This window comes from Candidatus Magnetominusculus dajiuhuensis (genome assembly GCF_046044395.1).
GTDB classification, from domain to species: Bacteria; Nitrospirota; Thermodesulfovibrionia; order Thermodesulfovibrionales; family Magnetobacteriaceae; genus Magnetominusculus; species Magnetominusculus dajiuhuensis.
On the sequence record NZ_JBJUSG010000019.1, the window covers coordinates 19,797 to 33,651 of the forward strand.

At 50.9% G+C, this 13,855-nt stretch carries 9 protein-coding genes; all 9 read right to left on the reverse strand.

What is annotated here, in order from left to right:
* Nucleotides 1-19: 19 nt before the first annotated feature.
* Nucleotides 20-556, reverse strand: a complete 537-nt coding sequence (locus tag AB7D94_RS04400) for a pyridoxamine 5'-phosphate oxidase family protein (RefSeq protein WP_420264512.1) — start codon at nt 554-556, stop codon at nt 20-22.
* Between the two features lie 177 nt (nt 557-733).
* Nucleotides 734-1,846: a response regulator gene (locus tag AB7D94_RS04405; RefSeq protein ID WP_420264513.1), complete on the reverse strand. Its 1,113-nt coding sequence runs from the start codon at nt 1,844-1,846 to the stop codon at nt 734-736.
* A gap of 1 nt (nt 1,847) precedes the next feature.
* Nucleotides 1,848-4,589, reverse strand: a complete 2,742-nt coding sequence (locus tag AB7D94_RS04410; protein ID WP_420264514.1) for a response regulator — start codon at nt 4,587-4,589, stop codon at nt 1,848-1,850.
* An 82-nt stretch (nt 4,590-4,671) separates the two neighbouring features.
* A complete protein-coding gene (locus AB7D94_RS04415; RefSeq protein ID WP_420264515.1) occupies nt 4,672-6,540 on the reverse strand; it encodes a PAS domain S-box protein in 1,869 nt (622 codons plus the stop codon).
* Between the two features lie 154 nt (nt 6,541-6,694).
* Nucleotides 6,695-8,617, reverse strand: a complete 1,923-nt coding sequence (locus AB7D94_RS04420; protein ID WP_420264516.1) for a protein kinase domain-containing protein — start codon at nt 8,615-8,617, stop codon at nt 6,695-6,697.
* A gap of 5 nt (nt 8,618-8,622) precedes the next feature.
* Nucleotides 8,623-9,354, reverse strand: a complete 732-nt coding sequence (locus AB7D94_RS04425; RefSeq protein WP_420264517.1) for a PP2C family protein-serine/threonine phosphatase — start codon at nt 9,352-9,354, stop codon at nt 8,623-8,625.
* Complete coding sequence (locus tag AB7D94_RS04430) at nt 9,351-11,459, reverse strand: trypsin-like peptidase domain-containing protein (protein WP_420264518.1); 2,109 nt, start codon at nt 11,457-11,459, stop codon at nt 9,351-9,353. Before AB7D94_RS04430 ends, AB7D94_RS04425 begins: the two co-directional genes overlap by 4 nt.
* 1 nt (nt 11,460) lies before the next feature.
* Entirely contained in the window at nt 11,461-13,014 is a 1,554-nt protein-coding gene (locus AB7D94_RS04435) for a VWA domain-containing protein (RefSeq protein ID WP_420264519.1), read from the reverse strand.
* Complete coding sequence (locus AB7D94_RS04440; RefSeq protein WP_420264520.1) at nt 13,002-13,553, reverse strand: FHA domain-containing protein; 552 nt, start codon at nt 13,551-13,553, stop codon at nt 13,002-13,004. Before AB7D94_RS04440 ends, AB7D94_RS04435 begins: the two co-directional genes overlap by 13 nt.
* Between the last annotated feature and the right edge of the window lie 302 nt (nt 13,554-13,855).

Consider the following 13,855-nt stretch of genomic DNA (forward strand, 5'->3'; position numbering starts at 1 on the left):
CGTCTCATCGTGCCTGCCTTCACCCCGATGAGTTTAGGACTGGAGGGGTTTCGTGGTCTTTGATAAACTTCTCCAGCGTTCCGGCGTCTCTTAGTTTTGATGTGGCGGCTTTCAGGTCAGTTCGCTCCTCCTTAAATTCCATTACAGGGACTGATTTCCCGCAGCTCCTTTCCACCGCGTATATATCGAATATCAGTAGTCTGCGAATCAACTGCGCGTTGCAGCCGGTAAAAACACCCATCAGTTCTGTAAATTTCGGGTCAGTCTTTTCTATAAGCCGCCCCTTACAAAAGAGCCGCAGTATGGAGGGCTTCCCCGTAAACGCCGTAAACATCAGAGTTACCCCGCCATCTGCCCGTATGTCCCTTGCCGTCCTGTCACCGCTTCCCGGATAATCAAGAAACAAAACCGACTTCTCGTCAATGACCCTCAGGCTGTCGTACCCCTTAGGGGATAGATTCACCTCCCTGCCACTTGCCGAGGCCATATAAAACACCCTCTGCACGGTAATAAATTCAATATCCTCGTCCGTTAGTGATGCGTACTGCCGTCCCATTATATTCCATTCTCCTTTTGGTCTTATACCATGTTGCGTTCATAAAAGTAACTATTTCCCCCCGAGTCTGTCATTCCAGCCTACGAGCAGCAATCCAGTCCTCACACCGTTTCCTGAAAAACTGGATTCCTGCTTTCGCAGGAATGACAAAATTACTCATATGGTTGCAACTTGGCCTTAGTGCTCCTTGTCGTCTGTAAACTGTTTGGTTATCTCTATAAATGTCTCCTCAAGCGCTATGAATGCGTCCACTACGTCCGGGTCAAACTGTGTGGCCTTTCCCTCGACGATTATTTCCCTTGCCTGTTCGTGCGTCATCGGGGTTTTATACACACGCTTGCAGATAAGCGCGTCGTAAACATCAGCAACTGCCATGAGCCTTGCCGAAATAGGGATGTCATCGCCGGAGAGTCCTTCGGGATAGCCTGCCCCGTCCCATCTTTCATGGTGTGAGTATGCCATTTCCTTGGCATAGCGTAAGAATTCCACCTCAATACCCAGTCTCTTCTCCGCCTCTTCTATTGCCCTTTTGCCCAGCACCGTGTGTGACTTCATAATGGCATACTCGTCATTGTCGAGCTTGCCGGGCTTAAGCAGGACTTTGTCAGGGATTCCAACCTTGCCTATGTCGTGAAGCGCGGCAATCTTAAATAACGTAATGATATTCTTACTGGTCAGAAACCACCCGAAACGGGGATTGGCGCTGAGGTGCTTAGACAGGGCGGCGACGTAGTACTGTGTCCGGCGGATGTGGTTGCCGGTGTCGCTGTCGCGCGTCTCGGCAAGCGAGCCAAGGGCAAGAATCGTCACATCCTGAATGGCAGTTATCTCTTCGGTGCGGCGCTTTACCTCCTGCTCAAGAAAGTCATTCTTCTGTTTCAGAAAATCACGCATCCCCTTCAGGGCGAGGTGGTTTCGTACGCGTGCCATCACAATAGGTGGACTAACCGGCTTGGTGATATAATCCACCGCGCCTAGTGAAAGCCCCATACGCTCGTCCTCCACTTCGGCCTTGGCAGTAAGGAAAATCACGGGTATATCCACTGTGGCCGGGTTTGTGCGCATTTTTCTAAGTACCTCAAAGCCGTCCATCTCAGGCATCATAATGTCGAGCAAGACCAAATCAGGCGGTGAATCGGAGCTAATTATCTTCAACGCCCTCTCGCCGGAGTTTGCCACCTTGACCTTGTATGTGTCCTTTAGAAGGCCGCTCATCAGGGTAAGATTATCAGGGGTATCGTCCACTACGAGGACTACATCTTTTTTTATCGTTTCCGCGTGTTCTTCCATGTTATTCCTCCATTGCTAAGGGGTTATTTATTAAGGCGTCTTTTGAGCGGCGAAGCGTCAGGAGCGCCTGCTCAAAATCATAATTTTGTATGGCGGTTTCTATTTCTCCGGCCGCCACGCCAAAGGCGGCAAGGAGCAGCGCCGAGGACTCCGCAAATACGTCGGCCGCCTCTGAGTCGTCATCCGCAAGCAAGGTCTCCAATTTCAGGACGATTGGCATAAGCGTTTTAATATCGAATGAACCTGTCTCCTGTGGTTTCTTTTCCTCTGGCAGGGCGCCCTGCAATGCCGTGAGAAATCCCTCAAGCGTATCTGCGAACTCTTTGCGTATTGCCTCTGTCTGCTCATCGGGCGTGTGGTGCTTAATCGCATGTTCAAGGCGTGCAGCCTGTTCCTGTACGTAAGTTGCCCCGATGTTGCCGGCCGTCCCCTTAGCCGTATGGGCAATGCGCTCGGCGTCGTTAAGGCGGCCTTCGGAGACGGCCGTCTTTACCTCTTCTGCCGCGTTCTTCTGCCCGGCTATGAATTTCTTTAAGAGCGATATGTATGAGGCCGGTTTGCCGAGGACGCGTTTTAAGGCGCTTGCCACATCAAGGCCGACAATGCCCCTCAGTGCGGCAATCCTGGCGTCGTCCAGCTCCGGCGGTTTAGTAATGGCAGTAGGCTGGCGGGGAGCTACTCCAGCCGCAATCGGCGGTATCCACTTTAACAGGCGGCCAAACAATACATCAGGGTCTATGGGCTTGGCCACATGGTCGTTCATCCCGGCCTCAAGGCACTTTTCTCTGTCAATTGTCATCGCGTTTGCCGTCATTGCGATAATCGGCAGCTCAGCGCACTCCTTGTGCCTTCTGATTTCTATCGTTGCCGTAACCCCGTCCATAACCGGCATCTGCATATCCATAAGTATAATGTCATAATGCCTCTCTGTGGCCATGCGCACGGCAATCTCACCATTTTCGGCAAGGTCGGTTATAAAGCCGCTATCAGCAAGCAGCTCCATCGCCACCTGCTGGTTCAACTCGTTGTCTTCGACAAGGAGAACCCTCGCCCCGGCAATAGTGGAAAGGTCGGCTTGCCCTTTCACGCTGGCAACCCTTTCGGTGTGCCCACTGCCTTTAATGGCCGTAATAGCGGCGTCAAACACTGTGGAGGGACTTGCCGGTTTAATGATGACAGGAAGGCCGACTGACTCGGCCCGGTGAAGCAGCTCATCGGTGGTCTGCGCGGCCACTATTATGGCGTGCGGGGCATTGTGCTTCAACGTCAGGGCGGCAATCCGCTCTGCTGTCTCAATCCCGTCAAGCCCGGGCATCTGCCAGTCAATAAATGAGATAACAAATGGGTCATCCGCGCTGTCGCCCTCGGCTATGGCCCTGAGCGCGTCCTCGCCCGATGAGGCCTCCTCTACTCGAAAGGCTATCAGGCGCAGTTGCTCACTTAGTATGTGTAAGGCCTGTGGGTTGTCATCGGCAACAAGCACGCGGCTGCCGCTGAGCTTTGGCTCAAGAGTCAGGTTCTTTTTCAGCGCCTTACTTTTCTGAACCCGCGCGGTAAACCAAAACGTGCTGCCCTTGCCGTATTCGCTTTCTACGCCGACATCTCCGCCCATCAGAGTGGCAAGCCTTTTAGATATCGCAAGCCCAAGCCCCGTGCCGCCATACTTGCGTGTGGTGGTGGTGTCGGCCTGCTGAAATGACTGAAATAATTTCCCTTTTTGCTCTTCCGTTAGTCCAATTCCAGTGTCTTTGACCTCAAAACGCAAAAGCAGGCCCATCCCATCCTCCTCCGCGATAAAGGCACTCACTACAATCTCACCATCTTTGGTAAATTTTACCGCGTTGTTAGAGTAATTTATCAGTATTTGCCCGATGCGCAGCGGGTCGCCGACAAGATTATCAGGCAGGTGTGGGTCTATGTCAAATATTAATTCCAGCCCCTTTGCAGCCGCCTTATCAGACACCAGCGTGGCAAGGTTATCCAACACAGGGGAAAGCTCAAACTCTATGGCCTCTACGTCCAGCTTTCCAGATTCTATTTTGGAAAAATCAAGAATGTCATTGATTATGCCAAGCAGGTGCTGCCCTGAGTTTTGTATCTTCTGAACATAGTCGCGCTGCTTTGGCGTGAGTTCGGTCTTCAGGGCAAGGTGTGCCATGCCTATTATGGCATTCATCGGGGTGCGTATCTCGTGGCTCATGTTGGCGAGGAAATCGGCCTTGGCCTTTGAGGCCGCCTCGGCCTCTTGTCTGGACTCCTGCAGGTCCTCCATGATGTTTAACATGGCAAGGCGCATCTTTTCCATATCGTTTACCCTGTTTTGCAGGTTCTCTTCCACGGCCTTCAGGTCGTTAAATGACTTCTCAAGCTGCTTTGCCATGCTGTTAAAGGCCGTTGAAAACTCACCCATGAAGTCAACCTCATGGGTGAAATCCCCCTTTGCTATCTGCTTGGTAACCCATGTAAGATTCCGAAGGCTTGCCTGCAAACTCTTGAGAGACTGGGCAGCTCGCGTCTTACTCTTTGGAGGCTCAAATTGGACGTCGCCCTTGGCAAGGGCAAAAAACAGCTCCGTAGTGCCGTTGTATTCCTCTATGAACTTATTAATAACCCCAACCATCTGGCTCATCTCATTATCAGGATAATCGGCGGCTAAGGCAATTGCGCCGGGCTTTTTGCCGCTGAGAATAAGACGAAAGACCTCAGATATCTTATTGAGGCCATCTTCGTTTATGTTAAGCACTGCCCGCCCATCTGACGCTATATTTGAATAGCGGCTGAGTCCTTATCTGTCTAAGCATTAAGCCTCCTTCTGTGGTATTATATCAACTGACAATCTTGTATTTCGCCGTAAGTCCGACTTTTTCGTATAGATCGTTTATCTCACGCTTCAACTGTATCATACGCTCTTCCCTGTCAACGGTCAGTTTATTGAATCGTTCCAAATCTTTTACGTACTTGTTTAAATCAGCCAGCATATTCCTGCGATAGGTAACGTCGTCAACAAGGGAAGCCACTCCGATTGTATTGCCTGTCTCATCTATGAGCTCTACGTTAAACCAAAAGCACGCGATACGCCTTCCGTCTTTTGTGATATTGACCTTGGCGTCAATCACGCTGCCGTCGTGGGCAATCATAGGTTCTGCGGGAAATTCATCAGGGAGCGTGTCTTCTGGTATGATAAACTCGGCGGCAAGCCTTCCCATCGCCTCTTCTTTGGAGTAGCCAAATATACGCTCTGCCGCCGGGTTCCACGCGGTTACTTTGTTGTTAGCGTCCCACTCAATAATCCCAAGCGGAGAGTTTTGTACGAGAAGCGAAAGACGCTGCTGCGACCTGTGAAGCTCTTCGTCCAGCTGTTTACGAATGGTGATATCCTCCTGAAGGCATACGTAGTTGACAACCGTGCCGTTTTCGTCAGTAAGCGGTGTGATGATAGAAAACACCGTACAAAGGCCACCGCCCTTACACCTGTTTATGAATTCACCCTGCCATGATTGTCCTGCCCTAAGCGCGGCCCAAAGAGAACTGTATGTCTCCTCCGGCGTGAGGCCGCTTTTGAGCATACGCGGCTTATTTCCAATCGCCTCTGCCGCGGTGTACCCTGTAGTTTGAACAAAGGCCTCGTTGACGTATTCTATTTGTCCTTCCGTACTGGTAATCATGACCGCTATAGGGGAGGTCTCAATGGCGCTGCTGAGTTTCTTTATACGAATGTCGTCCTGTGTCTTACGCTCACGCTGTCGAAGAATTATATAAAGCAAGAATCCGAAAATCATGCTGCCAATCACCACAACCGCTATTATGATTGCGATATCTAAAGTAGAAGCCCAACTCGTCGTATCCTGAATAACGACGAGCTGCCACAAACCGCCAAGGTCGTTCCAATCAAAGAGTTCCCTGCTTATGGCATAGCGTTTACCATCAATTTTGGTTGATGTTTCCTCAATGTTAAACGGCAGCACCGCTGGTGGGTTATTGTCGAGAATCTTACCATAACGTTTTTCTTTTCTCACCTCTTCCATGAGTTTCTTCGTGACGAGTTTTGCCGAAGAGTAAACCCATGAGTGGTTTGTGCTGGCAAAGACAATTCCCTCGGGCGACAACAATAGCGCTTCTCCCGGAAGCGTTTCCATGCGCTTAATGATTATGGGGTCAGCCGGTATTCGCATCGTCAATGTGCCGATTACAGGTGTGTTAATAGTCTCCCCTTCGTGAATCGGGGCTGCCGTATAGAAAACCTTATCGCCCGTGCTGATACTTATAGCGGGGTAAACGCTGGGTTTGTTGTCCATAGCCTGCTTAAAGTATGACCGCCCTGACATGTCCATGCCGGTTGACCTTTTTACATCGGATTCGTGGGCGACTATGGCGCCGGCGGCATTTACTATAAAAACACCGTCCGCGCCAAAAAGGCGTTTAGCGGCAACCAGTCTAAGCAGGGTATCATGGTCATCACGCGGCAGCCTCTCCATTGCCATATCTTTTATCAGGGGTTCGTTCAAACCCATAAGGAGAGCCGCGCCCATAGCCGCTCCGTGCATAGTGTCGGCGTGCAGGCGGGCAACCACATCCTGCAGCAACAGCATAGTCTTTGCGCGCTCTCTTTCGTGGGCAGAGTTCGTAACATCATACAAGATAAGGCCCAAAAGCACCGCCGCCACTGTCAGAGTAACCACAGTGCATATCAACAAACGGCGCATCGCCGGAGAGTATTTCCTGTTCAGGGTGACCACCTCAGTGAATAATTTACGATAAATATGACTGTCTTACATGTATGTCTAATTCCAGCCGCAGTGTATACTATAACAATAACCACGCCCGCGATAAAGATACCCCCTGATGCCTTTAAAACCGTCCCTCTGAGGAGAGTTTCAGGATTACCTCCTTAGCACCCTCATCCCCAAGGCGCACCGCGGCGGTCAGGTCTGAGTTCCCTTTCTTTACGTCCATAAGCGGGCATTTTTTGTCATAATAACTTATGCCCCTGAGCCGGTAGTTAAATCCCTCTTTGGGAGCTAGTTGTATCGCCCTTGTGAAATCTTCTATTGCCGCCTCACAATTGCCAGTCATCTGATATAAGAATCCACGGTAGGCGTATGCGCCGTCCTTATCTGGATTTATCTTTATGGCGCTGGTGTAGTCGGCAATCGCCGCATGGTATTCCTTTATGTCGAAGTGCGCGGTGGCCTTTTCAACGTATATCTCATAGCGATGCCCCATGTCCGGCGGGTTTAGCTCAAGCGCCCTGCGAAAATCAGATATTGCCTCAGCGTAGAAATTCCTCTTGTTATTCGCTATGGCACGGTTCATATAGTAGAGATACTGTTTGGGATCGCCTTTTATTGCCTCGCCAAAATCTGACACGGAGTTGTTGTATTGCCTCAACTCCAAATAGGCAAGCCCCCTGCCATAATAACTTGCCACGTCCGGTTCATTTTCTATTGACCTGGTATATGCCCCTATGGCGCTTGCGTAGTCCTGTTTGGAGGCGAAGGCCTTCCCTCGTTCACGGTCTATGGCCGCCTGTTTTTTGGCCTCTTCCCTTTTTTGGGCAGCCTCTTCCTTTAATCGCTTCGCCTCTGCCGCATTTTGTTCATCTATTTTCTTCTGCTCTTCGATTTGAGCCTTTCTCTGCGATTCCCTTGCGTACAGTGAAATGCCCGTAATGGTAAGCGCTATTAGTACGGCGGCTATTGCTGCTGCGAGTACAATCTTTTGAAGTTTCTTATTTCTTAATACGGCAGCCCAATCTATTTTGGCAGGTGGGGTTTTGTCATTGACGACGGTTGTCGTGTCAGAAACGTTTAAGAGCATATCCTGAAAATCCTTTATCGAGACGGGGCGTACGTTGAAGTCTATCGCCATGGCCGCTAAAATAGCGTCATTGAGGGGTTTAGGTATGTCAGGAACTATCTCAACCGGGGGTTTTAGAGTGGTTTGCGCTAACCTCTCAGCCGCGTCTGTTGGGACCTCTCCGGTAATCAGATTATAGAGCGTTGCCGCACAGGCGTATATATCCGTCCACGGGCCTTGCTTGCCTTTTGCGTGATACTGTTCCGGCGGCGCATAGCCCGGGGTCATCACTACCGTCAGGGCCTGCGTCTTGTTGCCAAATGAATATCTTGCCGCCCCGAAATCCAGCAATATCGGCCTCCCGCCTGTCGTTATATATATATTTTGCGGTTTAATATCCCTGTGTATGATATTGTTTTCATGTACCTCTCTTAGCCCGTCCAGTATTGGCATCATTATATCAACGGCAGTCTTCCATGGGATTTTTTCGTCCGGCTGCCTGCTTAAATATTCCATCAGGGAAATCCCGTCGTAGTAGTCCATCACTATGTACGCAGTGGAGTTTTCCTCGAAAAAACTCCTTATCCTTACGATATGCACGTTGTCAAACTTGGCAATCGTTCGCGCCTCATGGAGGAATTGCTCCAGGCCGTATTTGAAATCCGCACCGGATTCTTTTGAGTGAGGCTCAAGCGTCTTCCTGTCGCTTCCTCTGCTTGCCAGATGGCGCGGGATGTATTCCTTTATGGCCACCCTGTTGTGTAATGTCATGTCCCAGCCCAGATATGTTATGCCAAAGCCGCCGGGTTTGCCTAGTACCTTGCCGATGATGTATTTTTTATCGTTGAGGATTGTCTTTAGCGGCAGGGCCAGCGCGCCCTGGTCTTCACCTTCATCAAAGCCGCACTTTGGGCAGACTACAACCGCACCCTTGTCCTGAAAACAACCCGGACATATTGCCTTTAACGATGCCATCAGTGTTATTCCGCCTTAACCACTATTGCCGAGTAGTTGTCATATTGGCCGTCAACTCGCCTTACTATCCTGCCGCACATGTGCGTTAGCCACTCTTGCGGCGTTTCAGACTTTGCATAGTCTATCTCCATCTCTGTCTCCATTATATTGTCCCAAAAACCATCTGTACATATTAAAAAGGCGTCCCCCTGCCTTACAGATACCTTATCGCCCATGATTGTCGCCGTTACTCCGCCCTCAGTGCCGAGGGATTTCAGGATTCGGTTTCTGTCTTCGTGGCCGCGTATCTGCTCTGTGCTTATCTGCCCGGAGTCGGCAAGGGCCTGAGGCACGCTGTGGTCTTTGGTCTGGAAACATACGCGGCCATCTTTAAACATGTAAATGCGCGAATCTCCCGCGTGCGCCCACAGGGCATTGTTATAATCGCTTACCAGCAGCGCTATTGTCGTGCGCATGGAGCTGGTATCAGGGGACTTTTGTTTCTTAATTATCTCTTGCTGCGCGCTTTCCAGATATTTATTAAGATGGCTCACAGACAGCCCCGGGTCGGCCTTAAAGGCGTCCAGTATGGCCTCAACCGCGGTCTCAGAGGCAACCTCACCACCCTCATGGCCACCTGCCCCATCGGCAACCGCCCAGCAGGCAAAGTCCTCCAACGTTATAAACCCGCAGTAGTCCTCGTTGTTTGGCCTTCCGCCTCTGTGCGTAAACGGTTGCGTCTTAAATAATTCTATCATCTTTCAAACCCCAGCTCAAACATGTTTATATGGTCGCTCAGGTAAAAATTAGAGCCAGCCCCGACGTAGTATCTCTGGTTGGCGGGCAGGCGCTGCCCACTGCGTAAAAAAGTCCCGTTTTTTGAGCCGCAGTCCTCAATGTAGAAAGACTTAGCCGGTATGTCATAGCCCACCTTGCAGTGTATCGCGCTTATCGTATCGCTTGAGCGCGTGAAGACCAGATTTGACTTGTGCGGGTCGCGCCCTATTGCCACCTGTTCGGTGAGCAGGGGGATTTTGGCACCGGCATATTCGCCGCTCAACCCTATCAGAAGCGGCCTCTGCGCACCGGCTGCCGGAGGGGCCGCGTTTACGGGCGCAATACCCTTACGCCTCTTCATAAGGAGCAGTGAACAAATAACAATGGCAATCGCCCCTATGACAGCGGCACCGGCCATGTAATTAGTCTTGTTATCAGGCTGAACCTTAGGCGCGGGGGTGTGCTTTGGCGGGCGTGGAGTTTTAGTGGGAGCAGGTGTGGGTTGTGGTGTTGGCGATTGGGCCGGAGATTGAGCTGGCGTGGGCGTTTGAGAAAGCTCCGGATTAGGGGTTTGCTCCGGCTGTCTACCCCCGATAGCTCCCTCTGAATACATGACCCCTGCCATCCTGAGTTCAGAGACAAGCTCGTCAACCTGAATCGCCCAGCCGATGCCCTGTACATCCTTTTTTACAATTTTTAACGAGTTTATCCCGATAACATAACCCTTGTCGTTAAACATTGGACCGCCTGAGTTGCCAGGATTAATTGTCGCGTCTGTCTGGTACATCCTTACTCCTTCAGGGGTTGTAACCTTTGCGCTTATTATGCCTTTTGATATCTTTGGTTCTAAAAAAGTTGCCTTGTCCATTCCATAATCGGCGGCACCAGGAAATCCTATCGCGTAAACTATATGGGCATCCTCTACCTTATCGCTTAACACAAGCTCAACCGACGGTTTATCAAGCCTTCTCGATAGATTTAGAATTGCTATATCCTTTATCTCAGAGTGGCGAACAATTCTGACGCCTCTTACATCCTCAAATCCGAGCACGACTTTTGGTTCGCACCCCTTCTCTATGCACTCCACTACGTGCCAATTGGTTACAACATAATAACCATCGCCTATGACAAAGCCTGACCCCGAGCCTATCGGTTTTCCATTGTAGAAATCAATTATCCTTACCGTACTGTCCTTCATCCTCTTTATAGGAAGGTTATCGGCCACGCTGACAGTGGCTGAAAAAGGCCCTGAAAACATGGCGGCCACTACAATCAAAGAGGCCAGTTTCCTCATAAATCTGCTGAAAAAAGACGTCCCGCCCACCCGTTGGCATGACAGCACTGCCGCCGACGTGTTGTCCTGGTTTGGCCGCTGCTTTGATATTGCCCTTTGCACCAGACACTCTGCCGAGGCTTGAGGGTCTTGGGTTATGGCCTGCCGCATCTCGGCTGGCGTGAGGGAATTATACAGGCCGTCGCTGCACAGAATAACGCTGTCCCCTACTGAAAGAGGATACGGCCTGACGTTTCTGTCTATCGCCTTTATCTGCCGCATCCCCAGGTAGCTTGTCAGCGCAAATCTGTCGGGGTGGTTATAAATCTCCTCTTTTGTTATATCACCGGCGGCGAATTCCTTCATCAGTTCGTTTTCGTACGTATGGTCTGTGTTTATTTGGGTGAGCGCGTCGTTTCTGAGGAGATATATCCTGCTGTCACCTGCGCAAATCCAGTACAGAAAGGAGTTATGGACAACACAGGCGGCCATAGTAGTGCCGACCATAGCCCCACCAGCCTCAGCGCCGTCCGATATTGAGGCCGCGCGGTCATTGGCACAGATAATCGCCCTGTAAAGGGCGGCAATTATTGCCTCATCAGGGCGCTTTGACATATAACTTTCCAACATGCCTTGCAGTGCGGCATGGCTCGTTTGTTTTCCATTGGCCATGCCTCCCATGCCGTCGGCGAGGGCGGCCATAACGCCTCCATGCCGGACGAACCGGCTGTCCGCGAAATCAGAAAACCCCACTGAGTCCTGTTGTTCTTTGCGTGTGCCCTGGTGTTGGGCGTTTCCAGGGATTACGCTCATCTTATCTATCGGCTTGGGCCGGTATGGACACCCGCAGCTCTGTCTGTCCTAATGTTATGGTATCGCCGTCGTCAATTTTTTGTACCGACGTCAGAGACACCCCGTTTACCAGTGTGCCGTTGGTTGAGCCAAGGTCTTTTATATAACACTTGCCGCCGCTTCTGCTTATCTCACAGTGGACGCCCGAAATCTCTATGTCATCGGCGATTGTTACCGAGCAATATGCCCGATTACGCCCCATCACGATGGGTTTATCCAGCACTGCCTCATAGGACATGGTCTTGCGGGCCGGGCCGGTAACAGTGAATTTGAGTCGTATTCCCCTCTGAGGTGCCGGTGGCACAGGTGGCTCATCCCTTAACGGCTCCTCTTTAGGCCGCTGCTGTTGCATGGTGCAATCAGTCCTGGCCACAATGGCATTGTTTTGCTGTTTTAGCCTCTGTCTCCATCTCATTACAATAAGTATGATTAATGCCACAATTAAGGCGATGGCGGCAGATATGGGATAGACGGCAAGCTCAGTGGCCCTACCCTGCACGGCAGATGCCGCGGGCGCGGACGCCGGGGTGGCTGAGGGCGTACGCGCAGCCTTGACACGTGGCAACACTCGGACATCCATACCATCGGTCATTTGTTTCGTCCCCGCGGTCAGCGCCAGTTGAAGCCTGTAGGCCTGCCCGTCTCCCACGCAACTGGCGCAGGTCAGATTAATTATATACGAGTTGCGAATCCTGTTATGCAGTATCGTATATATTTCGCCCAACGGCAAGTCGTTTGCCCTTATCAGCTCCCCGCCTGACCTCCTTGCAAACTCGCCAAGCGTCTTGAGATGTTCATCTTTTTTTGGAGTTGACGGTGGGTTATAAAATCCTATGGCGTAGATAGGGATTCTGTCAACTTTGAGCATATCTATGACCTCGTCTTTGGTCATGCCTCCGGCGAAGTCATCCTCACCGTCTGAGAGCGTTATGATTACCTTTCTTGCCGGAAGGCTGGCGTCCTTGCGTCTGCCCATCTCCTCCGCCCTGGTCAGCCCCCTGTGGAGTTGTGTCAGTTGGTCAGTTAGTTTTAGCGCGTTTATCTTTGTCTTCAATTCATTTTTGTCCGCCGTATAGTCACACACCACCCTCACGTCTTTGCCAAAGGTTATAATGGCCGCCATATCCTTTCGCGCCATGTTTCCTATCAGGCCGGAGATGGCCTCCCGCATACGCTCAAATTGCGGCGGTTTGAGGGACTCGGATATATCCACTAAGAACACATAGCCAATTCCCTCGCCCGATTGAGCGAAAGGCAGCATCTCTGCCGTGGTAGTTTGAGTGGAGCCAAGGCTTCCTGTGATTTGAATCTTGCCGGTGTCATTATCAACGGTCTTGTTATCACCACCGTTAGGTTGCGGCATTTCGGCATACACCTTTATGTTTGGCAGCTTCACAAAGGCCTGTTCGATGCGAAAACCCCCTATATCACCCGCCAACAGCGGCTCTGGCAGCGCCATCAGTAATATCAACCCTATCAGGCAAAGCACCGTGCCCCCCGGCCTTATGCCTCCCATTTAAAATACTCCCCGCAGCATGGGAAAAACTTCAGCCTTGTCTTTCCAAGCTCTATCTCGTCGTATGGATTGAGGTCTTTAACTGAGGCAACCTCCTCTCCATTTAAAAAAACGATGCCCCTGCCCTCACCAGTTATGATTTTAAAGGAGTTTGTCCGGGGATTATAACTCACCACCGCGTGATTGAGCCTTGATATGGCCTCGTCGCCTTTGATGCACACGTCCATTGTATCGGCGCGCCCTATAAAATTCTTTTCGCTGCGTAATCTGTAATCTCTCCCTTTTTGGGTGCCTTCAATGCAGACGAGCCAACCTGTGACGGGGTCTGTGCCGGTCTTGTCTGTGAAAAGCCCGACGGTCTCCACTTCAATGTTGGGGGCAGGCGAGCCGGCCTTTGCCCGCGTGGCCGGGAAAATGTCTGTTGGGTGGCTGCCCCCTTTCGGGCGCGTTGAGCCAATGTTGGGGATATCAACCCCGCATAATGGACAATTGGAGTACTTGCCGGAGTCGTAGTAGTGTCCGCTTGCGCATCGCTTCATTGTGTTAATTCCTCCTTCATTTGACAGCAGCTCTACAAATTAACCGGTAAACATCAGATTTTATACCGATACCCTCGCCAGAAAAATTTTTTGTCAAATTTATATTTTAATCGGCACCTCTTTGGAGTAAGATATAATTATTTCCAGCGATTTGTCAATTGCACGACAAACACAGGGCAATTCGCGGCACAGGGTAATTTTGTTCTCCATCATAAGTAATCGGTAGTTGCTTAGATTGTTGTTATCATTGTCCCTTTCCGTCATTCCGGCTTGCAGACTGTGTCACAATAGTAAAGCAGCCC